Below are 22691 nucleotides of genomic sequence, written 5' to 3'. Positions count from 1 at the left end.
ACCCGGAGACCGACATGAGCTTCCAGCAAGGCATCAGCGGCCTGAACGCCGCCTCCCGCAACCTCGAGGTGATCGGCAACAACATCGCCAACGCCGCCACCGTGGGCGCCAAGCTCTCGCGCGCCGAGTTCGCCGGCGTCTACGCCAGCGCCAACAGCGCCCAGGCGTCCAGCGACGCCGGCATGGGCGTGGAGATCTCCTCGGTCATGCAGCAGTTCACCCAGGGCCCGGTGCGCACCACCGACAACCCGCTGGACGTGGCCATCAACGGCACCGGCTTCTTCCAGGTCGCCCGCTCCGACGGCTCCGAGGTGGCCTACACCCGCAACGGCCAGTTCCACATGGACAACCAGGGCTATGTCGTGAACAGCCAGGGCATGCGCCTGCAGGGCTTCGCCATCGACCCGGTCACCGGCAAGGCCGCCGGCGTCTCCGGCTCCATCAACCTGCCGACCCAGGGCATCGCGCCCAAGGCCACCACCACCGCCAGCCTGGGCCTGAACCTCGACGGCCGCACCGCCGCGCCGACCGCCGCCACCCCCGCCTTCTCGCTGACGGACACCGCCTCCTTCACCTCGTCCACCGCGGTCTCGGTCTATGACCAGCAGGGCAACGAGCAGGTCGTCTCCCTGTACTTCCGCCGCACCGCGGTGGACAACCAGTGGGAGGTCTATGCTGCCATGAACGGCAGCGCCGTGCCCGCCGTCGCCGGCGGCGGCGCGCAGCAGCCCGCGGGCCTGCTCACCTTCAATGCCGACGGCACCCTCAACACCACCGCCAGCGGCAGCCTCGCCGGCGGCGCGCTGACCCCGGGCGACCTGGCGCTGGACCTGCCGTTCTCCAGCGCCACGCTGGCCGGCGGCGCCACCACCGCCCCGGTCTCGGTCTCCTTCACCGGCAGCACGCAGTTCGGCCGCAGCTTCGGCGTGACCCAGGTCTCGCAGGACGGCTACACCGCCGGCCAGCTCACCGGCTTCGGCGTGACCAGCAACGGCACGGTGGAAGCGCGCTACTCCAACGGCAAGACCGTCGGGACCGCGCAGATCGCGCTGGCGGACTTCCGCAACAACCAGGGCCTGGCGCCGGTGGGCGGCAACCTGTGGCGCGCCACGCCGGTCTCCGGCCAGCCCGCCCTGGGCGCGCCCGGCTCCGCCAACCTCGGCCTGCTGCAGGGCGGTGCGCTGGAGGACTCCAACATCGACGTGACCGCGCAGCTGGTCGAGATGATCACCGCGCAGCGCGCCTACCAGGCCAACGCGCAGACCATCAAGACCCAGGACCAGATGATGTCCACGCTGGTCAACCTGCGCTGATCCCCGCAACGCCAAGGCCTGAGCGATGGACCGCCTGATCTACACCGCCGCCTCCGGTGCCCGCGCCCTGATGCAGCGGCAGGACGGCCTCACGCACAACCTGGCCAACGCCAACACGCCCGGCTTCCGCGCCGACGAGGTGGCCTTCCGCGCGGTGCCCGTGCGCGGCGACGGCGCCAGCACCCGCGTGGTCTCGCTCGAGGCCACCGCCGGCTTCGACGCCAAGGCCGGCGCGGTGCAGTCCACCGGCCGCGATCTCGACGTCGCCGTCAAGGGCACCGGCTGGCTCGCGGTGCAGACGCCCGACGGCGGCGAGGCCTACACCCGCCACGGCGGGCTGGAGGTCAGCGCCGACGGCACCCTCGTCGTCTACAACGGCATGCCGGTGGTGGGCGAGGGCGGCACCGTCAACATCCCGCCCGGCACCAAGGTGTCCATCGGCGCCGACGGCACCGTCACCGCGCAGGCCGGCAGCGGCCCGGCCCAGGTGGTCGGCCGCCTCAAGCTGGTGAACCCCGCGCCGGGCGAGCTGCGCAAGGGGGCCGACGGCCTCATGCGCACCACCTCCGGCGACCCCGCCGAGGCCGACCCCGCGGTGCGGGTGTCGTCCGGCGCGCTCGAGGGCAGCAACGTCAACGTCGTCGAGTCGATGGTGGGGATGATCGCCGCCGCCCGCCAGTACGAGGTGCAGATGCAGCTGCTTCGCAACGCCGAGCAGAACGACCAGCACGCCGCGCAGCTGCTGTCCCAGCGATAACCCGAACCCGAACGGAGAGCCGCCATGATGCGTTCCCTTGCCACCGCCAAGACCGGCCTGGAGGCCCAGCAGACCCAGCTGGATGCCATCACCCACAACCTCGCCAACGGCAGCACGCACGGCTACAAGCGCGCGCATGTCGTCTTCGAGGACCTGATGTACCAGAGCATCCGCCAGGCCGGCGCGCCCGACACGCAGCAGACCCAGCTGCCCACCGGCCTGCAACTGGGCACCGGCGTGCGGGCCGTGGCCACCGCACGCAACTTCAGCCAGGGCGCGATCAATTCCACCGGCAACCCGCTGGACCTCGCCATCAACGGCGCCGGCTTCTTCCAGGTGCAGCAGCCCGACGGCTCCCTTGCCTACACCCGCGACGGCTCGTTCCAGGTCGACGCGCAGGGCCAGCTGGTGAACTCCAACGGCCTGGCGGTGAGCCCCGGCATCACCATCCCGGCGACCGCCACCGGCGTGACCATCGGCCGCGACGGCATCGTCACCGCGCAGATGCCCGGCGCCACCGCGCCGCAGCAGATCGGGCAGATCCAGCTGGCCTACTTCACCAACCCCGCCGGCCTGGACCCGCGCGGCGGCAACCTCTATGCCGAGACTGCTGCCTCGGGCAACCCGCAGACCGGCAACCCCGGCTCGCCGGGCCTGGGCGTGATCCACCAGGCGGCGGTGGAAGGCTCCAACGTGAACATCGTCGAGGAGCTGGTGGCCATGATCCAGACCCAGCGCGCCTACGAGGTCAACTCCAAGGCGATCCAGACCTCGGACCAGATGCTGGCCCGGCTGGCGCAGCTGTGAAGGGGGCCCCGCCATGCGCGCCCGCATCGCCCGATTCGCCCGCTTCGCCCGGCTCGCCCGCCTGCTCGTTCCCGCCGCCGCGGCCCTGGCGGCCGGCTGCGCCACGGTCACCGTGCCCCCGGTCGACATGCACGCCGGCAGCCCCGCGCCGCAGGCCGCGCCGCTGCCGCCGGCGCCCCACGGCGCCATCTTTCAGGCCGCCGGCCACCGCCCGCTGTTCGAGGACCGGCGCGCCCGCATGGTGGGCGACTCGCTGATCATCGTCATCGAGGAGCAGGTCAGCGCCAGCCAGCAGTCCACCAGCAAGATGGACCGCAGCGGCTCGGTCTCGGCCGGCGTCTCGGCCATCCCCTTCGGATCGGCCCGCCTGCTCGGGCGCCTGGGCGTGGACGCGAACTCCGCCGCCACCCACGACGCGGACGGCAAGACCGGCAGCAACAACAGCTTCTCCGGCACCATCACCGTCCTCGTGCGCGAGGTGCTCCCCAACGGCTACCTGCTGGTCACCGGCGAGAAGCAGATCGGCGTGAACCAGAACGTGGACGTGCTGCGCTTCTCGGGCATCGTCGACCCCGCCCGCATCCGCGGCGGCAACCTGGTCAGCTCGATGCACGTGGCCGAGGCGCGCCTCGAGCAGCGGGGCCGCGGCGACGTCGGCCGGGTCCAGGGCATGGGCTGGCTCACGCGCTTCTTCCTCAGCGTCGCGCCGGTCTGACCGGGGCGGGCAGGGCGGTTCCAAATCGCCCCCGAACCCCCGCCTTATCCGCGCTTAAGTTTCCGGCGCCGGCTTCCATACTCGGTCACGTCATGCAAGTCTGGAGGCCCCCCATGTTCCCGATCGCCCGGCACTTCCTCTGCGGCCTGGCCCTCGTCCTGGCAGCGGCCGCCCAGGCCGCCGGCGCCGCCAGTGGCGGCAGCGAGCGCATCCGCGACCTCGCCAGCGTCTCCGGCGTGCGCATGAACCAGTTGATCGGGTACGGCGTGGTCGTCGGCCTGGACGGCAGCGGCGACGCCACCAACCAGGTGCAGTTCACCGGCCAGAGCGTGCAGTCGCTGCTGCAGCAGTTCGGCGTGGCGCTGCCCCCGGGCGTGACGCCGCAGATGCGCAACGTGGCCGCCGTCATGGTGACCGCCGCCTTGCCCGCCTTCGCCCAGCCCGGGCAGCAGATCGACATCACCGTCTCCTCCCTGGGCAACGCCAAGAGCCTGCGCGGTGGCACGCTGCTGCTCACGCCCCTGAAGGGCGCCGACGGCCAGATCTACGCCATGGCCCAGGGCAACCTCGTCATCGGCGGCGCGGGCGCGCAGGCCGGCGGCAGCAAGGTCGCCATCAACCACATGCTGGCCGGCCGCGTGCCGGGCGGCGCCACCGTCGAACGCGCCGTGCCCAATGGCGCGCTGCAGGCCGAGACCCTGCAGCTCGAGCTCAATGCCACCGACTTCAGCACCGCGCGCCGGGTGGCCGCGGCCATCAACCGCAGCCAGGGCGCCGGCACGGCCGAGGCCCTCGACGCGCGGGTCGTGCAGGTGCGCCTGCCGACCCAGGGCTCGCGGGTGGACTTCATCGCCGAGATCGAGAACCTCGAGGTGCTGCTCGCGCCGCCGCAGGCGCGGGTGATCGTCAACGCCCGCACCGGCTCGGTGGTGATGAACCAGTCGGTACGCCTGGGTCCCGTCGCCGTGGCGCACGGCAGCCTGTCGGTCACCGTCTCCAGCACGCCCGTGATCAGCCAGCCCAATGCCTTCAGCGGCGGGCAGACGGTGCAGGCCGAGAAGGTCGACATCCGCGTGCAGCAGGACCCCGGCATCCTGTTCAACCTGCCCGCCGGCGCCGAGCTGGCCGACATCGTCAAGGCCCTCAACACCCTGGGCGCGACCGCGCAGGACCTGATCGGCATCCTCCAGGCGATCAAGGCTGCCGGCGCGCTCAAGGCCGAACTGGAGATCATCTGATGCAGGCGTCCAACGTCCTCGGGGTCGACGCCCGTTCGCTCGACGGCCTGCGCGGCCAGGCCGCCAAGGACCCGAAGGCGGCCAGCCGCCAGGCGGCGGTGCAGATGGAGTCGCACTTCATGCAGATGGTGCTGCAAAGCATGCGCGAGGCCACGCCCAAGGCCGACGGCAGCGCCGGCAACGACACCTTCACCCAGATGCTGGACCAGCAGTTCGCGCGCCAGTTCTCGGGCCGCCCGGGCGGGCTGGCCGACCTGATCGAGAAGCAGCTGAATGCGCAGATGAAGGCGCTGTCGCCGCCGGCTTCCGCGGCGGCACAGGCCGCGCCGGCCGGGCCCGCGCAGGACGCCGGCGCCCCGGCGGCGGCGGCTGCACCGGCCGGCCCCGCCGCGCCGCGCGCCGCGAACGCGAAGCAGCAGGCCTTCCTGGAGCGCATGCTCCCCCACGCCCAGGCCGCCGAGCGCGCCACCGGCGTGCCCGCCTCCTTCATCCTGGGCCAGGCGGCCCTGGAGTCCGGCTGGGGCAAGGGCGAGATCCGCAACGCCGACGGCAGCGGCTCGTTCAACCTGTTCGGCATCAAGGCCACGCGGGGCTGGCAGGGCGAGGTGGCCACGGTGAGCACCACCGAGTACGAGGGCGGCCAGCCGGTGCGCCAGTCCGCCCGGTTCCGCAGCTACGGCTCCTACGCCGAGGCCTTCACCGACTACGCCCGCCTGCTGTCCACCAGCCCGCGCTACGCGCAGGCGGTGCGCAGCGACAGCGCCGAGGGCTTCGCCGGCGCGATGCAGCGCGCCGGCTACGCCACCGACCCGCAGTACGCCGCCAAGCTGGCGCGCACCATCAACCACACGCTGGCGCTGCAGCGCGCGCTGGCCTGAGGAACGCCGCATGACCTCGCTCCTGAACATCGGCACCAGCAGCCTGGCCGCGGCCCAGGGGCAGCTGACCACGATCTCCCACAACATCGCCAACGCCAACACGGTGGGCTACTCGCGCCAGGAGGCGCAGCAGGCCACCGCCGGCGGGCTGATGACCGGCGCCGGCTTCTTCGGCCGCGGCGTCGACATGGCCACCGTGCAGCGGCGCTACGACCAGTTCGCCGCCGCCTCGGTGCTGGCCTCCACCTCGCAGGCCGCGGCCGACGCCTCGCGCTCCGAGGCCCTGTCCCAGCTCGACGCGCTGTTCGCCAACGGCGACCTCGGCGTGGGCGCCTCCATCGACCAGCTGTTCGCCGCGACCGGCGACCTCGCCAACCGCCCCGGCGACACCGCCACCCGCCAGGCCTTCCTGGCCCGCGCCGCGGACCTCGCGCAGCGCGCCACCAGCCTGGGCACGCAGCTGCAGGACCTGGCCACCCAGGCCGATGCCCAGCTCGCCCAGACCGCCACCCAGGTCAACGACCGGCTCGCCGAGATCCAGCGCCTGAACGAGCGCATCGCCAGCCTGGCCGCCGGCGGCCAGCCGCCCAACGACCTGCTGGACCAGCGCGAGCAGGCCATCGCCCAGCTCGGCGGCCTGATGGCGGTGCGCACCGTCACCGGCGCCGACGGCAGCATCAACCTCTTCACCCCCGGCGGCTCGCCCCTGATCGTGGGCACCCAGCGCAGCGTGCTGGTGGCGGCGCCCGACCCGTCCAGCCCCGGCACCACCGGCCTGCGCCTGGACATCGGCACCGGCACCAGCCAGTGGCTCGAGGGCCCCGACCTCGGCGGCGGCAGCCTGGCCGGCCTGATGCAGTTCCGCGACCAGGACCTGCAGGCCGCCCGCACCCGCCTGGGCAGCCTCGTGCAGGGCCTGGCCGACGCCTTCAACGCCCAGCACCAGCTCGGCACCGACGCCAATGGCGCGCCGGGGCAGCCGCTGTTCGCCGTGGCCCTGGCCACCGACGGCGTGGCCAACGGGCTGAAGGCGCTGGCGCTGTCCGCCGCCCAGGTGGCCACCGGCCAGGCCTCGATGGTCGAGGCCGGCGCCGCCAACACCGGCGGCGCGCGCGTGGCGGCCTTCTCGGTCACCCGCACCACGCCGGACAGCGCGCTGGCGGTCTCCATCACCTTCAACAACCCGCCGACCACCTTCAACATCACCGGCCTGGCCGGCGGCAACCTGAGCAACGTGCCGTACACGCCGGGCCAGGCCATCCCGCCCGCGCCGGCCGACTACAACGGCTGGCGCCTGACGCTGGAGGGCGCGCCCGCCGCGGGCGACAGCTTCGGCCTGCAGGCCACTGCCTACCCGCGCTCGGACAACCGCAACGCGCTGGCCCTCGGCCAGCTCGCGCGCCTGGCCGGTGCCAACGGGACCTTCAACGAGGCCTATGCCGGGCTGCTGGCCGATGTCGGCAACCGGGTCCAGGGGGCGCGCGAGATGGCCAATGTCTCCGCCGCCATGAAGGACGAGGCGCTCGCCCGCCAGGCCAGCGCCGCGGGCGTGAACCTCGACGAGGAGGCTGCCAACCTGCTGCGGTTCCAGCAGGCCTACCAGGCCTCCGCCAAGATCATCCAGGCCAGCCAGCTGCTGTTCGACACGCTGCTGTCGGCCACGCGCGGATAAGCGCCCAGCGAAGGACCCGCCATGCGACCCACCACGCTCCACACCTCCCAGACCGCCTTTGCCGGCATCGAGGCGCGCCAGACCCGCCAGTCGCAGCTGCAGCAGCAGCTGGGCACGGGCCTGCGTGTCACCCGCCCCGGTGACGACCCGGTGGCCGCGGCGCAGGCCGAGATGGCCCGCTCGCACCTGGCCCGGCTCGCGCAGGACAAGCGCGCCACCGACCTGGGCCAGGGCGTGCTCGCCAGCGCCGACGACGCCCTGGCCCAGGGCGTGAACCTGCTGCAGTCGGCGCGTGAGTCGCTGGTGGCGGCCGGCAACGGCGCCTACAGCCCGGGTGAGCGCCAGGCCCTGGCGCTGGTGCTGCGCGGCGCCCGCGAGCAGCTGCTGGCCCTGGCCAACACCCGTGACGGCGCAGGCGGTGCGGTCTTCGGCGGCCAGGGCACCAACGCCGACCCGCTGGCCGGCGACATGCCGGTGTGGTCCGCGCCCTCGGGCGTGCAGCGCATCGGCGAGGACGGCCGCTACGCCGCCAGCGTGGACGGGCGCAGCAGCTTCATGACCATCCCGCAGGGCAACGGCGTCTTCGTCACCGCCTCGGCCGCGGGCAACACCGGGGCCGGCTGGATCGAGCCCGGCGCGGTGGCCGACGCCACCCAGCTCACCGGCCACTCGCTGCGCATCGACATCGGCGGCGCGCCGGGCGCGCTGACCTACAGCGTGCAGGACCTCGACGCCGGGATCACCCTGGTCAGCGCGCAGCCGCTGCCGGCCGATGGCACGCTGACCCTGCAGGGCCAGCGCGTGAAGGTCTCCGGCACGCCCGCGCCGGCCGATGCCTTCAACGTGTCGCCGGCCGGCCGCCAGAGCGTGTTCCAGACGCTGGACGAGGCCATCGCCACGCTGGAGACGCCGATGTCCAACCCCGCCTATGCCGAGCGCCTGGCGCGGGTGCAGGCCGGCATCGACCGCGCCCTCGACGGCATGACGCTCACGCGCAGCCAGGTCGGCCAGGCGCTGCGCCAGGTGGAGGACGCCGCGCTCGCCGGCGAGGACCAGGCCCTGGCCGCCGAGACCCGCCGCAGCACCCTGCGTGACCTCGACTACGCCTCGGCCATCTCCGACATGCAGAACAACCAGACCGCGCTGGAGGCCGCCCTCAAGGCGTACTCCAGCGTCGGCCGGACCACGCTGTTCCAGCTACTGCAAGGCTAGGAACTCCCGCGTGGCGGCGTCCACGCATTCGGGGTCGAACGTTCCGGAAGGGCCCGCCATGATCTCCCTCTCGCTTTCGCTCCAGGCCCTGGCCCGCTGCTTCGGCGGCCGCCCGCGCTCCCGTCCCCCGGCCAGCTCCGGGGCATCGTTCCACGGCCGGGCGGTCTCGCCGCTGGACCCCGTCGCCAGCAGCCGCGGGGCCCCCCGGCCGACGCCGGCGCCATCCCCCACGCTGCGTGCCCGCGAGCCCCGCCAGGCGGCGGGTACGGGGCTGCTGGCATGGCTGCGGGCCCGGCTTGCCGCCGCGGGCCGGCCTCCTCGCGGCGGGACGGAGGACCGGCCGGCCCCGGCGCGCCACGAAGTCGTCCTGCTGCGCGCGGGCCATCCACAGGCCAATCGCAGCGCCGTCGCCTGCGGCCTGCGGCGGCAGCTGCGGACCCTGCCGGCCGGCGCCAGCGGCGAGGCCATCGTCCGCAAGGTCGGCGCCGACATCGTGGCCTGCAGGTCGTCGCTCACCGCCGCGGACAAGGCCCACATCCTGGCCGGCATGGCCGACGCGCTCCTCGAGCGCGAGGCCGACCCGCGGGCGCTGCGGGCGGTGCTCGCGCTGGCGAGCGGCGGCAGGTCGGCGGACGTCCTGTTCAACGATCCCCGCTACGGCCCGCGCATCGCCGGGATCCTGGCGCAGGCCCTGGGCCAGGCGGTGAGCGAGGCGGCCCCGGCCGGCGAGGCCTTCGGCCGGGAGGTCTGCGTCCATCTCGCCGCCCGCTGCGAGCCCGAGGCCCTGGCGCAGGCGCTGGCGCAATTCAACGAGGCCTGCGCCGAGCGCCTCGACCGGGCCTACGCCTTCCTCTGAGACGCTGCGAGCGAATCCATCACGCCCGGGCGGGCCGCCTTCATTCCCGGCTCCTGCGCGGGGGGCGCCTCAGCCCTCCACCTCCCGCACCAGGGCCGCCGCCGCCGGCGCCGGCAGGTGCAGCAGGGTCCCGAGCTGCGCGAAATCCTCGGCCAGCGCCGGGTTGTCCCAGCCGCGCTCCAGGTGGCGGGCGATGCGCACGGCCAGCGCCACGCACTGCTCGCCCGGCGCCGCCAGCCCGGTGGGCAGCAGGTGGGCGCGCAGCGAGGGGGGCAGCCCCCAGGCCTGCAGGAGTCGGTGCTCGATCACTGCCAGCTCCACGCCCAGCTCCGCACGCTGCGCCTGCGTCTGGCGCATCTGCGGGTCCTGCGCCAGCCGGGCGGCGATGGCGGCCGCCTCCTGCGGCGCCTCGCACCAGAGCAGCAAGCCGCCGAACTGGGTGAGGAGGGCGGCCTGGTGCAGCACCTCGGCGTCCTCGTCCTGGCGGTGCACCGCGAAGGCCGCGGCCAGGCGCGCCGCGCGGTGGGCCCGCTGGACCAGGTCCAGCGCGCCCGCCAGCGCCGTCGGGTTTCCGTCCAGGCGCTCCTCCAGCGTCTCCAGCGGCGGCGGGCCGTCGAGCGCATGGAAGAAGGGCTCGATCCCGAGCAGCACCAGGCCGGCCGTCACCGTTTCCACCGGCCGCGACAGCCGCGGCCCGAGCCGCTGCGACACCAGGGCCAGCAGCCGCAGCGTCATCAGCGGGTCGCGCAGGACCACGTCGGCCAGGGCGTTGGCGTCCACCCGGTCGGGCCGCGCGCGCCAGGCCTCCAGGGCCTCGCGGGTGGCGGCGAGGACCGGCGCGGGTCGGCCGGCGAGGCGGTCGGCCCAGCGGTCGGTCGTGGCGGCAGGTGCGGCGTGCATGACGCCTTCTTCGGCGCGCCGCGCCGAAGCTGTAGCCGGGTGGAACCATTACGGATGAGCAGCCACTGACGGACCATCCCGGAGGAGCCCGCCATGAGCCTGCCGTCCCTGCGTACCCGACTGGTTCGCTGGCTGCGCCGCCTGCGTGACGCGGCCCGGCGCTGGGCCGGCCGCATGCCCCTGGCCACCGAGGCGCCCGCCCCCTTGCCTGCGGGCCCCCTGTCCCCCCTCCCGGCCCGCGGCGTCGACGGCGCGGCGGGCGCCCGGTCCCGGCCTGGCGTCGAGTCCGTGGCCCTCAGGCCGGCGCAGGCCCTCGTACGCCGCGCGGCGGGCGCGCCGCCCGTGCCGCTGCCCCTGCGGCTGGTGCGCGCCCTGCGGCGCGTCCTCGATCGCATCGACCCGCCCGCCCGGCCAGCCCCGGCCCGCGCAGGCCGCCTCACGCTGGCGCCGGTCGCCCCGGTGCTGCGGGTCGGCCCGTCCGCGGCGCCTGCCCGGCTGCCGGCACCCGAGCCTCCCGAGGCCGTTCGGTCGGCGGCGACGGCCCCGGCTTCCCAGGCGCCGGACCCGGACCCGGACCCGGACCAGGTGGCCATCGACGCACTCTTCGCCGAGCATGCCGGCGACATGCCGGGTCTGCTCGCCGCCTTGCGCGACCACCTGGCCCGTCAGGACTTCGCGGGCCAGCCGCACCGGCTGGCGCCGGTGGTGGCCGCGGTCACGCGGGACCCGGGGCCGATGCGCGAGGGGCCCACGCTGTTCGCCTTCTCGGCGCTGGTGGAGTTCCTGGTCCGGCACGCCGACCCGGCGCCCGTCGTGCGCGAGGTGCTGCTGACGGCCATCGCGCGCTGCCGGCCGGAACTCGCGTGGAGCCTGATGTTCGAGCTGTGCGCCCAGCTGGGCGGGGAGTGCATGCGCGAGGGCACCCGCGGCGCGCTGCATGCGTTCCTGATGGACCCGGGCCACCCGATGTCCAGTGCCACCCGCGCCCACATGCTCGATGCCTTCGTCAAGCGCGCACCGATGGTGATCGAGGACACGCCCGCGCCCTGAGGGGCCGGGCTGCCGGGAGACGCGGCCCGCGCGCCCCGCGTTCAGCGTTCAGCGTTCAGCGTTCAGCGTTCAGCGTTCAGCGTTCAGCGTTCAGCGTTCAGCGTTCAGCGGGCCCGGGCGACCTTGGTCGCCGCGGCGGCCTTGGGCGCCGCCTTCTGGGCCACGGCGCGCGCCGGGCCGGTGGCCTTGGCCGTCGCCTTGCCCCGGGCCTTGCCGCCAGCGCCGGCAGCGGCCACGCGCACCGGCAGTTCGACCACCACCGCCTGGCCCGGCTTGAAGCGGGCCGTGGGCGCGACATCGTTCCACTGCGCCACGTCGGTGGGCTTCAGGCGCAGGCGCGCGGCCAGGCTGGCCACGGTGTCGTTCTTGCCGGCCTTGACCGTGGTGCGGCGGGTCAGGATCTCGGGCGCGAGGCTCAGCTGCGCGTTGTCGGCGACATGGCCGGCCACGTCCTCGACCACGCCCGCGCCGCGCGGCGCCAGGACGGTGGAGCCCGCGCGAATCAGCATGCGCGGCGGGATGTTGTTGATCCCGCGGAATTCGGACTCGCTCATGCCCACGCGGCGGGCAGCATCGGCGACCGACATGGTGGCCGGCGCGGTCCAGGCCGTCCAGCTGGCATAGCGGCCCGCGGTGTAGCCGTCGAGGTTGCGCTGGAACACCTTGGCGTTGTCCCAGGGCAGCAGGATCTGCGGCGTGCCGGCGGCCAGGATCACCGGCTGCTTGAACGAGGGGTTGAGCGCCTTGAAGTCCTCCAGGCGGATGTCGGCCAGGCGGGCTGCCAGCTCCACGTCGATGTCGCGGGTGAGGGTGACGGTCTGGAAGTAGGGATGGTTCTCGATCAGGGGGAGCTCGACGCGCAGCGATTCGGGGCTGGCGACGATGTTCTTCACCGCCTGCAGCTTGGGCACGTAGTTGCGGGTCTCGTCGGGCATGTTCAGGTCCGCGTAAGAGGTGCCCAGGCCGGCGCGCTGGTTGCGCTGGATGGCGCGCGAGACGTTGCCCTGGCCCCAGTTGTAGGCGGCCAGCGCCAGGTGCCAGTCGCCGAACATGCCATGCAGCTTCTGCAGGTAGTCGAGGGCGGCGCGGGTGGAGGCCAGCACGTCGCGGCGGTCGTCGCGGAAGATGTTCTGGCGAAGCTCGAAGTCCTGCCCGGTCGCGGGCATGAACTGCCACATGCCGGCGGCGCGCGCGCTGGAGACGGCTTGCGGGTTGAAGGCGCTCTCGATGTAGGGCAGCAGCGCCAGCTCCAGGGGCATGTTGCGCCGCTCCAGCTCCTCGACGATGTGGAACAGGTACTTGCGCGAGCGCTCGGTCATGCGCTGGATGTAGTCCGGCCGGGTGGCATACCACTGCTCGTGCCGGCGCACCAGCTCGCCGTCCAGGTCCGGCATGGCGAAGCCGCGGCGGATGCGGTCCCACAGGTCCGGTGGGGTTTCCAGCGCCATGACGCCGCTGCCATGGGCGTCGCCCGGCGTGATCGGCTTGAGGGTCCCGCGGTAGGTGCGCGGCGCCGGGGTGGTGGCGGCGGCAGCAGCGGTGGGTGTCGGGACGGCGGCCTGGGGGGCGTTCCCGGCGGGTTCGGGCGGGACCTGGCCCGGTCCGGTGGCGCAGCCGGCCAGCCCCAGGAGCAGGGCCAGCGCGGCGAGGTGCAGCAGTTTCTTCATCTGAATTGGTTCTTCCATTCGCGCAGGGCGGCGAAGACCGCGGCCTCGTCGCCGCCGCCGGCCGCGGCATCGAAGCCGCGGGCCGCCTCGCGCACCGCGGGCAGCCGGGTGCGCAGGAACGGGTTGACCTCGCGTTCGAGCGAGATCGTGGAGGGCAGGGTGGGTTCGCCACGCGCACGCAGCTGTTCGCAGGCGTGCAGGTGATGGAGCAGCTTTTCGTTGCCGGGTTCCACGGCCAGGCCGAACTTCAGGTTGGACAGGGTGTATTCGTGCGCGCAGCACACCCGGGTGTGCCCCGGCAGCGCCGCCAGCCGGCCCAGCGAGGCCAGCATCTGCGCCGGCGTGCCCTCGAACAGGCGGCCGCAGCCGCCCGAGAACAGGGTGTCGCCGCAAAACAGCAGCGGCGCGCCGCCGGCGTCGTCGCAGTAGTAGGCGACATGGCCGGCGGTGTGGCCGGGCACGTCGATCACCTGGAACCGCAGGCCCAGCACGTCGACGGTGTCGTCGCCGCTCACGCGGGTGCAGGGCTCGGGAATGGGCTCGCGGGCCGGGCCGTAGACGGCGGCACCGGTGGCCTCGCGCAACGCCTGCACGCCGCCCGTGTGGTCCGCGTGGTGGTGCGTGACTAGAATCGCCTCGAGCCGCGCCCCGGCCCGCTGCAGCCCGGCGAGGACGGGGGCGGCATCGCCCGGGTCCACCACCACGGCCCGTTGTCCGTCATGCAGCAGCCAGAGATAGTTGTCCTGGAAGGCCGGCAGGGGTGTCAAGTTCATGAGCGAGCGGATTATAGGAATGCAGTCCTGGTTCGACACGCCCCCCGGCCGCTACCTGCGGGCCTGGGAGCAGGCGGCCTTCGACGAGGCCGTGGCCGACATCTTCGGCTACCACGCGCTGCAACTGGGCCTGGGCCCGCTCGACGCCCTGCGCACCAACCGCATGCCCCACCGCTGGCTGGGCCTGGAGCCCGGCGAGGACTGCCCGCCAGGCCCGGCCCCCGCCCTGCGCACCGGCCTGCATGCCTTGCCCTTCGACGCCGCCAGCCTGGACCTGGTGGCCCTGCCGCACTCCCTGGAGAGGAGCCAGGACCCGCACGCCACGCTGCGCGAGGTCGAGCGGGTGCTGGTGCCCGAGGGCAAGGTGGTGATCTCCGGCTTCAACCCCGCCAGCCTGTGGGGCCTGCGCCAGCGCCGGGCGCACCTGTACCGGCGCCTGGGCCTGGGAGAGCTGTACCTGCCGGCCGCGGGCGAGTTCATCGGCTGGCACCGGCTGCGGGACTGGCTGCGGCTGCTCAATTTCGAGGTGGAGGCCGCGCATTTCGGCTGCTGGCGCCCGGCCCTGGGCACCGAGCAGTGGCTGCAGCGTTTCGAGTGGATGGACGCGGTGGGCCAGCGCTGGTGGCCGATCTTCGGCGCGGCGTATTTCATGGTGGCGGTCAAGCGCGTGCGCGGGGCCCGGCTGATCGGCCCGGCCTGGAGGCGCCCGGCGACAATCGCGTCCGCGCCGATGCCCCTGGCCAATCGGGGGCACCGGGTGCGGCACCATCGACAAGACTCCACACAAGACATCGCTTCGTGAATTCCATCGTCATCTACACCGACGGCGCCTGCAAGGGCAACCCGGGCCCGGGCGGCTGGGGCGTCCTGCTCAAGTCCGGCCCCAATGAGAAGGAGCTGTTCGGCGGCGAACTCGGCACCACCAACAACCGCATGGAGCTCATGGCCGTGATCCAGGCGCTGCTCGCCCTCAAGCGCCCCTGCCACGTCACCCTCTACCTGGACAGCCAGTACGTCCTCAAGGGCATCACCGAGTGGCTCCCCGGCTGGAAGGCCAAGGGCTGGCGCACCGCGGGCAAGACCCCGGTGAAGAACGTCGAGCTGTGGCAGCAGCTGGACAAGCTGGTCAACGAGGGCGAGCACAAGATCGACTGGCGCTGGGTGCGGGGCCACAACGGTGACCCCGGCAACGAGCGCGCCGACGCCCTCGCCAATCGCGGCGTCGAGCTGGCCCTCAAGCGCTGAGGCGCCACGACCTTTCGACCTACCCCTTTCGGGGTGGGCTGTCGCGGGCTTGACGCGCCGTTCACACGGCGCTGATACATTGGCCTGTTACGCATCGAGACAAGTGCTGCGGGCACCTTCCTCCCCACCAGAGAATCAAAAGAAAGTTCGCGTCAATGGCAACCAGACCCCTTTACACCGTGGTGGCCGCCGTCGGCATCGCTGCCGCTTCCGGCGCTGCCTGGTGGTACCAGAACAAGCCCCAGCGCCCGGCCGATGCGGTTGCCGGCGCGGCGGCCCCGGCCGCTTCGGGGGCGGCCTCCGGCCCGGCGCGCGCGCCGTCCGTGGAGGTGGCGAAGGTGGAGGTGGCCCGGCTGGTGGATGACGCCCAGGCCGTGGGCACGCTGCGCTCCCGGCAGAACGTGGTGGTGCGCCCCGAGGTGAGCGGGCGCATCGCGCAGATCAATTTCCGTGACGGCCAGCGCGTGAAGCGCGGCCAGGTGATGGTGCAGCTCGACGACGAGCTGCCCCGCGCCCAGGTGGCCCAGGCCCGCGCCGAGTTGTCCATCGCGCAGGCGAACCACAAGCGGAACCAGGAGCTGGTGGCCCAGAACTTCATCAGCCAGCGCTCGGTCGACGAGAGCGGCGCGGCGCTCCAGGTGGCCCAGGCCAAGCTGGCCCTGGCCGAGGCCACCGCCAACCGCCTGCGCATCCTCGCGCCGTTCGACGGCATCGCCGGCATCCGCTCGGTGAACGTGGGCGACTACCTCAAGGACGGTGCCGACATCGTCAACCTCGAGGACCTGGACGCGATCCTCGTCGACTACCGCCTGCCGGAACGCTTCCAGACCAAGCTGCGCCCGGGCCAGGTGGCCAAGGTCGGCATCGACGCGCTCCCGGGCCGCAGCTTCAACGCCCGCATCCTGGCCATCGACCCGCTGGTGGACGCCAACGGCCGCTCGGTCGGCGTGCGCGGTTGCATCGACAACCGCCTGCAGCAGCTGCGTCCCGGCATGTTCGCCCGCGTGACCGCCGTCTTCGGCGAGCGCAGCGAGGCCCGCGTGGTGCCCGAGGAGGCCATCGTGCCCCAGGGCGGCAGGCAGTTCGTGATCAAGGTGGCCGACGGCGCGGACGGCAAGGTCGCCCAGCGCGTCGAGGTCAAGGTGGGCCTGCGGCTGCCCGGTAAGGTCGAGATCCTCGAGGGGCTCGAGCCGGGTGACACGGTGGTGGTCGCCGGCCAGCAGCGCGTGCAGCGCGATGGCATGGCGGTGCGCGTGGTCGAACCGGGCCGCGGCCCGGGCAATGGCGCGGCACCGGGCGCGTCGGCGCCGGCTGGCGCGGCCTCGGGCGCTGCGGCGCCGAATGCGACCGCGGCCTCCGCACCGGCCGCCGCGGTTGCCGCCACACCGGCTCCCGCCGCCGCGGCGTCTGCCCGCGCCGCCGGCAGGCCCGAACCCAAGCCCGAGGGCGTCGATCCGTGCCTGGCGCTGCTGGGCGGCGGGCCGGGCACCGGCGCCGGCCGCGACAAGCGCTCCTGATCGCGCAGGGAGGCCACCATGCAACTGCCCGAAATCTCCATCCGCCGGCCGGTCTTCGCGACCGTGCTGTCCCTGCTGGTGCTCCTGATCGGCGCAGTCAGCTTCAATCGGCTGTCGGTGCGCGAGTACCCCAAGATCGACGAGCCGGTCGTCACCGTCAGCGTGAAGTACCCCGGCGCCTCTGCCGAGGTGGTCGAGTCGCAGATCTCCAAGCCGCTGGAGGACTCCATCGCCGGCATCGACGCGGTCGACGTGATCACCTCGATCAGCCGGGCCGAGCAGAGCCAGATCTCGGTGCGCTTCCGCCTCGAGAAAGATGCCGATGCCGCCGCCGCCGAGGTGCGTGACCGCACCTCGCGCGTGCGAAACCGCCTGCCGGCCACCATCGACGAGCCGGTGATCGCCAAGGTGGAGGCCGACGCCTTCCCGGTGATCTGGCTGGCCTTCAGCAGCGACACCCTCAACCCGCTGCAGATCAACGACCTGGTGAACCGGGTCGTCAAGCCGCGCCTGCAGACCGTCACCGGCGTGGCCGACGTGCGCATCTTCGGCGAGCGCAAGTACGCGATGCGCGTGTGGCTGGACCCGGACCGCATGGCCGGCTACCGCCTGACCCCGCAGGACATCGAGGACGCGGTGCGCCGCAACAACCTGGACGTGCCGGCCGGCCGCATCGAGTCGAGCCAGCGCGAGTTCAGCGTGACCTCGCAGACCGACCTGGTGCGCGCCGGCCAGTTCGGCGACATCGTGATCCGTACCGTCAACGGCTTCCCGGTGAAGCTGCGTGACGTGGCGCGCATCGAGGAAGGGCCCGCCGACGAGCGCAGCGCGGTGCGCCTCAATGGCCGCCAGGCCATCTCCGCGGGGGTGATCCGCCAGGCCACCGCCAACCCGCTGACGCTGTCGGCGGGCGTGCGCGACATGATCCCCAAGCTCAAGGCCGACCTGCCCGAGAGCATCAACATCGAGGTCGCCAACGACAACTCGCTGTTCATCGACCGCTCGGTCAAGAACGTCTACAAGACCGTCGCCGAGGCCATCATCCTGGTGGCCCTGGTGATCTTCGTGTTCCTGCGCACGCTTCGCGCCTCGGTCATTCCCATCGTCACCATCCCGGTGAGCCTGATCGGCACCTTCGCGCTGATGGCGCTGGCCGGCTTCACCATCAACACGCTGACCCTGCTGGCGCTGGTGCTGGCCATCGGCCTGGTGGTGGACGACGCCATCGTGATGCTGGAGAACATCTTCCGGCACATCGAGGAGGGCATGGACCCGTTCTCCGCCTCCATCAAGGGCGCGCGCGAGATCGGCTTCGCGGTGGTGGCGATGACGCTGACCCTGGTGGCGGTGTATGCCCCCCTGGCCTTCACGCCGGGGCGCACCGGCCGCCTGTTCGTGGAGTTCGCGCTGGCCCTGGCCGGCGCGGTGCTGGTCTCGGGCTTCGTGGCGCTGACGCTCACGCCCATGATGTGTTCCAAGCTGCTGCGCCACAACCCGAAGCCGACCTGGTTCGACCGCAGCATGGAGCGCTGGCTCACCGCCCTGTCCACCGGCTACGCCCGGGCCCTGCGCTGGGTGCTGCTCACGCGCTCGGGCGCCGGCGGCGCGCGCGGCTGGCTGCTGCAGGCGCGCTGGCTGGTGCTGGCGGTGATGCTCGCCAGCGCCGGCGCCATCGCCTGGGTCTGGCCCTCGATGAAGTCGGAGCTGGCGCCGCTGGAGGACCGCGGCACCATCCTCACGGTGGTCAACGCGCCCGACGGCGCCACCCTCGAATACACCGACCGCTACGCCAAGGTGATCGAGCGCATCGCCAGCCAGTACCCCGAGTTCGACCGCATCTTCGCCAGCATGGGCAACCCCACCGTGTCCCAGGGCTCGGTGGTGATGCGCGCCCGCGCCTGGGAAGAACGCAACCGCACCACCCTGGAGGTGGCCCGCGAGATGGGGCCGCGCATCGCCGGCCTGGCGGGCGTGAGCGCCTTCGTGATCACGCCGCCCTCGCTGGGGCAGGGCTTCCGCGACCGGCCGCTGAACTTCGTGATCCAGACCTCGGACAGCTACGAGAACCTGAACCGGGTGACCCGGCAGTTCCTCGACGAGATGGCCAAGAACCCCGGCATCCTGCAGCCCGACGTGGACCTGCGCCTGAACAAGCCGGAGCTGCGCATCACCGTGGACCGCGACAAGGCCGCCGACCTGGGCATCGGCGTCGACGTGGTGGCGCGCGCGCTGGAGACCACGCTGGGCGGCCGCCAGGTCACCCGCTACAAGCGCGACGCCGAGCAGTACGACGTGATCATCCAGAACCGCGCCAGCGACCGCACCGTGCCGGAGGACATCGACTCGATCTACGTGCGCGGTCGCAACGACACCATGATCCCGCTGTCGGCCCTGGTGAAGACCCGCGAGAGCGTGAGCCCGCGCGAACTCAATCACTTCGGCCAGCGCCGCTCGGTCACCATCACGGCCAACCTCTCGCCCGACTACTCGCTGGGCCAGGCGCTGGAGTTCATGAACCAGACCGCGGCCAAGGTGCTCAAGCCCGGCTACAGCACCGACCTGAACGGCACCTCGCGCGAATTCCGCAACTCGCAGGGCGCGCTGGCCATCGTGTTCGTGCTGGCGCTGCTGTTCATCTTCCTGGTGCTGGCGGCGCAGTTCGAGAGCTTCGTCGACCCGTTCGTGATCATGCTGTCGGTGCCGCTGTCCATGATCGGCGCGCTGCTGGCGCTGAAGTGGTCGGGCGGCTCGCTGAACGTGTACTCGCAGATCGGCCTCATCACGCTGGTGGGCCTGATCACCAAGCACGGCATCCTGATCGTGGAGTTCGCCAACCAGCTGCGCGAGCAGGGGCTGGAGCTGGTGGATGCCGTGGTCAAGGCCGCGGAGCAGCGCCTGCGCCCCATTCTCATGACGACCGGCGCCATGGTGCTGGGCGCTGTGCCCCTGGCCATCGCCACCGGCGCTGGTGCCGAGAGCCGCCAGCAGATCGGCTGGGTGATCGTGGGCGGCATGTCACTGGGCACGGTGCTGACGATCTTCGTCGTGCCCACCATGTACCTGCTGTTCGCGCGCCAGGCCGTGCCGGGCGCGATCAAGGCCGAGGCCCGCGAGGCGTCGGCCCACCACGGCGACCTGATCGCCAAGTGAGCCTGGCCGCTCGCACCTCGTGAGGGTGCGGGCTGGTGAGCGCTGGCGGTGCCGGCGCCTCCTGCGGCGCGGTCGGCCCGGGGCCTCAGGCCTCCTCGGGCGCGGCCTCCTCGGCGCTGCGCGCGAACTGCTTGCGCACCAGCGCCTCGAAATCATCCAGCGGCAGGGGCCGCCCGAACAGGTAGCCCTGGAAGCGGGCGCAACCCACCTCGGCCAGGGCCGCCTGCTGCGCCTCGGTCTCGACCCCTTCGGCCAGCACCTGCAGGCCCAGGCTGTCGCCCAGGGCGACGATGGTGCGGGCGATGGCGCGGTCCCCGCCGCTGCCGGCGATGCCCACCACGAAGCGCCGGTCGATCTTGAGTTCGTCCAGCGGCAGGTGCTGCAGGTAGGCCAGGGACGAGAACCCGGTGCCGAAATCGTCCAGCGAGAAGGAGACGCCGTGCGACTTGAGCGTGCGCATGCGGCTGGCGGTGGCGCCGGGGTCGTCCAGCAGCACGCTTTCGGTCAGCTCCAGCTTCAACCGGTCGGGGCGCGCGCCGGTGGCCTCCAGGCGCGCCAGGATGTGGTCCACGAACGCCGGCTCGCGGAACTGGCGGGGGCTCACGTTGACGCCGATGGTCAGCGCCGCCATCACCGGGTCGCTGGCCCAGAAGGCGAGCCTTCGGCAGGCGCTGTCCACGGCCCATTGACCCAGCGCGGTGATCAGCCCGCCGCGCTCGGCCACCGGAATGAATTCATCCGGCGGCACCAGCCCGCGCACCGGGTGGCGCCATCGCAGCAGGGCCTCGGCGCCGATGATCCAGCCGGTGCCATCCACCTGGGGCTGGTAGAACAGCTCGAGTTCGCCGTCGGCCAGCGCCTTGCGCAAGCCCGCCTCGGTCTCGGCGACCGCCACCGCGCTGGCCTGCATGCCCGGCTCGAACAGCGTCACCGCATGCGCGCCGGCGCGCCCGTGGGTCAGGGCCAGTTCGGCCTGCTGCAGCAGGCCCTCGGCCGTTTCGGCGTCGTCGTCGCCGACGCGGGCGATGCCCACGGTGGCCGTGCAGTGCAGGTTGCGGCCCTCGACCTGCACCGGCTGCTGCGCCAGGTCCAGGAGGACTGCGGCCAGGCGGCGCATCTCGGTGGCCGCGATGTCCATCCCCGGCGACAGGCCCTTGGCCAGCACCGCGAACTCGCCGTTGCCCAGGTGGGCGACGACGCCCGAGTCACGCGCGCCCATGTCCAGGCGGCGGCCGATCACCTGCAGGAGTTCGTCGGCCTGCATCGTGCCGATGCGGGCATGCAGCGCGCCGAACTGCTCCAGGCCCACCAGCACCAGGGCGCCGCGCTCCCCGCGCCGGCGCATGTCGGGCAGGGCCTGCTCGAGGCGATCGAGGAACAGGCGGCGATTGGGCAGACCGGTCTGGGCGTCGGTGAAGGCCAGCACCTCGATCTGCTGCTGCGCCTGCTTGCGGGCAGTGATGTCGTGGACCACGCCGAGCAGGCATTCCACGCCTTCGAGCTCGAGCCGGGTGGCACTCATCTCGGCGACGATCACGCGCCCGTCGCGGGTGACGAACTCGACCTCCTGGTTGTCGCAGTGGCCGTGGAGCTGAAGGGTCCGCGTGAGCGCGATCCGGTCGCCGGGGCGTCGCCACAGCGATATCTCCAGCGCGGACCGGCCGATGATCTCGGAGGCCTTCCAGCCGAAGATCCGGGCAAAGCTGTCGTTGGCGGCGAGGAAGACGCCGTCGTCCAAGCGGGAGAGGCTGACCGCGTCGGGGATCGTGCGGAACGCGGTGCTGTAAAGCAGCTCGCTCTTTTCGAGCGCGTCATTCTGCCGCCGCAGGTTCATCAGCAGCATGTTGAACCGCTCGATCAGCTGCCCGATCTCGTCGGCGCGCCCGGGCGGCAGCGGCTGCACCCGGCCGGTGGCCAGGTCGTCCTCGGACAGGCCGGCGATGGCCTCGGCGGCCGCCTGCAGCGGCTCGAGCTGGCGGCGGATCACCCACCAGACCAGCAGACCCGAGGCCAGGGCCAGCACGGCGGAGGCCGCCAGCAGGCGCAACTGCATCTGGCGCGCCGGGGCGAAGGCGATCTCGGTGGGCATGGAGGTCACCAGGTACCAGTTGGCGACGGGGATGCGCTTGGCCGACGACAGCGATCGCACGCCCTGCGGGTTGGTGAGGATGGCGGAGCCCTCGAAGCCCTCGGCGAAGCGGTCGATCGCCGGCACGGCGCCCGGCGGCGGCATGGCGTCCATCACCCGCTTCGGGTCGGAGGCGGTGATCACCAGCCGGTGGTCCGGCGCCACCAGCAGGAAGGTGCCCTGCTGGCCGAACGGGCTGGCCTTCACCGCGTCGAGGAAGTTGGGCCTGTGCAGTTCGATGACGCCGGCGACCACCCCGGTGACCTCGCCGCGGATGTTGCGCACGGGCGCGGCCAGTACCAGCACCGGCACGCCCAGGGCCTTGCCCACCGTGGGGCGGCTGACGACGCGCTGGCCAGTGGCCATCACGGCGCGCACGTAGTCACGGTCCGAGTAGTCGAGGCCGACCCGGGGCACCGCCGTGGGGACCGAGGCGACCGCGGTGCCGCCGGGGTCGGTGATGAACAGGCCGCCATTGAACATCTGCTGGAGCGTCACCGAACCGGCGAGCAGCGCCTGCATGTCGCCCGGGTCCGCATGGCGCTGGCCGGCGAGCCGGCCGATCTCGTCCAGGGCCGCCAGGCGCTCGGACAGTTGCTGGTCGATGGTGTTCGCGAGGATCTTGCTGGCCTCGAACTGCTGCGCGCTCAGGAGCCGCTCGAGGTCGTCCTCGAGGAGGCGGTTGCCGTAGAGGCTGGTGGCCAGCGCGCTGGCCAGCATGACGACCAGGACCAGGATGGTCACCCGGGCCTTGACCGAGCTTCGGGTGAAGGCCTGGATGATGCGGTGCTGGTGCGGGGTGGCGAGGGGCAT

General features: G+C 72.7%; 18 protein-coding genes. 14 read left to right on the top strand and 4 right to left on the bottom strand.

Annotation, left to right across the window (positions count from 1 at the left end):
• The first annotated feature begins 14 nt into the window (after positions 1-14).
• The 9 genes from flgE to ACT80S_RS17665 all read left to right on the top strand — a co-directional run bounded on the left by flgE (position 15) and on the right by ACT80S_RS17665 (position 9448).
• On the top strand, positions 15-1313 hold the full coding sequence (flgE, locus tag ACT80S_RS17705; protein ID WP_377418332.1) for a flagellar hook protein FlgE: 1299 nt from the start codon (positions 15-17) through the stop codon (positions 1311-1313).
• A gap of 25 nt (positions 1314-1338) precedes the next feature.
• Positions 1339-2070, top strand: coding sequence for a flagellar basal-body rod protein FlgF (flgF, locus tag ACT80S_RS17700; protein WP_377418328.1), 732 nt, complete (start codon positions 1339-1341; stop codon positions 2068-2070).
• Positions 2071-2094: 24 nt separating this feature from the next.
• On the top strand, positions 2095-2877 hold the full coding sequence (flgG, locus tag ACT80S_RS17695) for a flagellar basal-body rod protein FlgG (protein WP_377418325.1): 783 nt from the start codon (positions 2095-2097) through the stop codon (positions 2875-2877).
• A gap of 13 nt (positions 2878-2890) precedes the next feature.
• On the top strand, positions 2891-3592 hold the full coding sequence (locus ACT80S_RS17690; RefSeq protein ID WP_377418322.1) for a flagellar basal body L-ring protein FlgH: 702 nt from the start codon (positions 2891-2893) through the stop codon (positions 3590-3592).
• A 113-nt stretch (positions 3593-3705) separates the two neighbouring features.
• Positions 3706-4830, top strand: a complete 1125-nt coding sequence (locus ACT80S_RS17685; RefSeq protein ID WP_377418319.1) for a flagellar basal body P-ring protein FlgI — start codon at positions 3706-3708, stop codon at positions 4828-4830.
• Positions 4830-5708 carry a flagellar assembly peptidoglycan hydrolase FlgJ gene (gene flgJ, locus ACT80S_RS17680; protein ID WP_377418316.1) on the top strand — a complete coding sequence of 293 codons (879 nt, stop codon included), beginning with the start codon at positions 4830-4832 and terminating at the stop codon, positions 5706-5708. The genes ACT80S_RS17685 and flgJ overlap by 1 nt, the downstream gene beginning before the upstream one ends.
• A 10-nt stretch (positions 5709-5718) precedes the next feature.
• Positions 5719-7380 (top strand): flagellar hook-associated protein FlgK, encoded by a 1662-nt coding sequence (flgK, locus tag ACT80S_RS17675; RefSeq protein WP_377418313.1) that lies wholly within the window; start codon positions 5719-5721, stop codon positions 7378-7380.
• 21 nt (positions 7381-7401) lie between these two features.
• The gene (gene flgL, locus ACT80S_RS17670) at positions 7402-8592 is read left to right on the top strand and encodes a flagellar hook-associated protein FlgL (protein WP_377418310.1); all 1191 of its coding nucleotides are present in this window, start codon (positions 7402-7404) and stop codon (positions 8590-8592) included.
• 58 nt (positions 8593-8650) lie between these two features.
• Positions 8651-9448 (top strand): hypothetical protein, encoded by a 798-nt coding sequence (locus tag ACT80S_RS17665; RefSeq protein ID WP_377418307.1) that lies wholly within the window; start codon positions 8651-8653, stop codon positions 9446-9448.
• Positions 9449-9517: 69 nt separating this feature from the next.
• On the opposite strand, the gene ACT80S_RS17660 is transcribed toward ACT80S_RS17665, so the two are convergent.
• Entirely contained in the window at positions 9518-10348 is an 831-nt protein-coding gene (locus ACT80S_RS17660) for an HDOD domain-containing protein (protein WP_377418304.1), read from the bottom strand.
• A gap of 93 nt (positions 10349-10441) precedes the next feature.
• Here ACT80S_RS17660 and ACT80S_RS17655 point away from each other — a divergent pair, with 93 nt between their 5' ends.
• Positions 10442-11398, top strand: a complete 957-nt coding sequence (locus ACT80S_RS17655) for a hypothetical protein (RefSeq protein ID WP_377418301.1) — start codon at positions 10442-10444, stop codon at positions 11396-11398.
• Positions 11399-11502: 104 nt separating this feature from the next.
• Here ACT80S_RS17655 and ACT80S_RS17650 read toward each other — a convergent pair whose 3' ends face one another.
• Complete coding sequence (locus ACT80S_RS17650) at positions 11503-13065, bottom strand: transglycosylase SLT domain-containing protein (protein WP_377418298.1); 1563 nt, start codon at positions 13063-13065, stop codon at positions 11503-11505.
• A complete protein-coding gene (gene gloB / locus ACT80S_RS17645; protein WP_377418294.1) occupies positions 13062-13838 on the bottom strand; it encodes a hydroxyacylglutathione hydrolase in 777 nt (258 codons plus the stop codon). Before gloB ends, ACT80S_RS17650 begins: the two co-directional genes overlap by 4 nt.
• A 19-nt stretch (positions 13839-13857) precedes the next feature.
• Between gloB and ACT80S_RS17640 the strand changes: the two genes are divergently transcribed.
• The 4 genes from ACT80S_RS17640 (at position 13858) to ACT80S_RS17625 (ending at position 19750) form a co-directional block, all read left to right on the top strand.
• Entirely contained in the window at positions 13858-14640 is a 783-nt protein-coding gene (locus tag ACT80S_RS17640; RefSeq protein ID WP_377418291.1) for a class I SAM-dependent methyltransferase, read from the top strand.
• Positions 14637-15083: a ribonuclease HI gene (rnhA, locus tag ACT80S_RS17635; protein ID WP_377418289.1), complete on the top strand. Its 447-nt coding sequence runs from the start codon at positions 14637-14639 to the stop codon at positions 15081-15083. Before ACT80S_RS17640 ends, rnhA begins: the two co-directional genes overlap by 4 nt.
• 155 nt (positions 15084-15238) lie before the next feature.
• Positions 15239-16600, top strand: coding sequence for an efflux RND transporter periplasmic adaptor subunit (locus ACT80S_RS17630; protein WP_377418286.1), 1362 nt, complete (start codon positions 15239-15241; stop codon positions 16598-16600).
• Between the two features lie 18 nt (positions 16601-16618).
• On the top strand, positions 16619-19750 hold the full coding sequence (locus ACT80S_RS17625) for an efflux RND transporter permease subunit (protein WP_377418283.1): 3132 nt from the start codon (positions 16619-16621) through the stop codon (positions 19748-19750).
• Positions 19751-19835: 85 nt separating this feature from the next.
• Here ACT80S_RS17625 and ACT80S_RS17620 read toward each other — a convergent pair whose 3' ends face one another.
• Positions 19836-22691 carry a bifunctional diguanylate cyclase/phosphodiesterase gene (locus ACT80S_RS17620; protein ID WP_377418280.1) on the bottom strand — a complete coding sequence of 952 codons (2856 nt, stop codon included), beginning with the start codon at positions 22689-22691 and terminating at the stop codon, positions 19836-19838.

The sequence above is a fragment of the Ramlibacter sp. MAHUQ-53 genome (assembly GCF_052600055.1).
This window is presented reverse-complemented; position numbering and strand designations above follow the sequence as displayed.

Bases quoted from the DNA above. Each gene is read 5' to 3' on its own strand.
- flgE (WP_377418332.1), top strand. From the start codon at position 15: ATGAGCTTCCAGCAAGGCATCAGCGGCCTGAACGCCGCCTCCCGCAAC.
- flgF (WP_377418328.1), top strand. From the start codon at position 1,339: ATGGACCGCCTGATCTACACCGCCGCCTCCGGTGCCCGCGCCCTGATG.
- flgG (WP_377418325.1), top strand. From the start codon at position 2,095: ATGATGCGTTCCCTTGCCACCGCCAAGACCGGCCTGGAGGCCCAGCAG.
- ACT80S_RS17690 (WP_377418322.1), top strand. From the start codon at position 2,891: ATGCGCGCCCGCATCGCCCGATTCGCCCGCTTCGCCCGGCTCGCCCGC.
- ACT80S_RS17685 (WP_377418319.1), top strand. From the start codon at position 3,706: ATGTTCCCGATCGCCCGGCACTTCCTCTGCGGCCTGGCCCTCGTCCTG.
- flgJ (WP_377418316.1), top strand. From the start codon at position 4,830: ATGCAGGCGTCCAACGTCCTCGGGGTCGACGCCCGTTCGCTCGACGGC.
- flgK (WP_377418313.1), top strand. From the start codon at position 5,719: ATGACCTCGCTCCTGAACATCGGCACCAGCAGCCTGGCCGCGGCCCAG.
- flgL (WP_377418310.1), top strand. From the start codon at position 7,402: ATGCGACCCACCACGCTCCACACCTCCCAGACCGCCTTTGCCGGCATC.
- ACT80S_RS17665 (WP_377418307.1), top strand. From the start codon at position 8,651: ATGATCTCCCTCTCGCTTTCGCTCCAGGCCCTGGCCCGCTGCTTCGGC.
- ACT80S_RS17660 (WP_377418304.1), bottom strand. From the start codon at position 10,348: ATGCACGCCGCACCTGCCGCCACGACCGACCGCTGGGCCGACCGCCTC.
- ACT80S_RS17655 (WP_377418301.1), top strand. From the start codon at position 10,442: ATGAGCCTGCCGTCCCTGCGTACCCGACTGGTTCGCTGGCTGCGCCGC.
- ACT80S_RS17650 (WP_377418298.1), bottom strand. From the start codon at position 13,065: ATGAAGAAACTGCTGCACCTCGCCGCGCTGGCCCTGCTCCTGGGGCTG.
- gloB (WP_377418294.1), bottom strand. From the start codon at position 13,838: ATGAACTTGACACCCCTGCCGGCCTTCCAGGACAACTATCTCTGGCTG.
- ACT80S_RS17640 (WP_377418291.1), top strand. From the start codon at position 13,858: ATGCAGTCCTGGTTCGACACGCCCCCCGGCCGCTACCTGCGGGCCTGG.
- ACT80S_RS17630 (WP_377418286.1), top strand. From the start codon at position 15,239: ATGGCAACCAGACCCCTTTACACCGTGGTGGCCGCCGTCGGCATCGCT.
- ACT80S_RS17625 (WP_377418283.1), top strand. From the start codon at position 16,619: ATGCAACTGCCCGAAATCTCCATCCGCCGGCCGGTCTTCGCGACCGTG.
- ACT80S_RS17620 (WP_377418280.1), bottom strand. From the start codon at position 22,691: ATGCCCCTCGCCACCCCGCACCAGCACCGCATCATCCAGGCCTTCACC.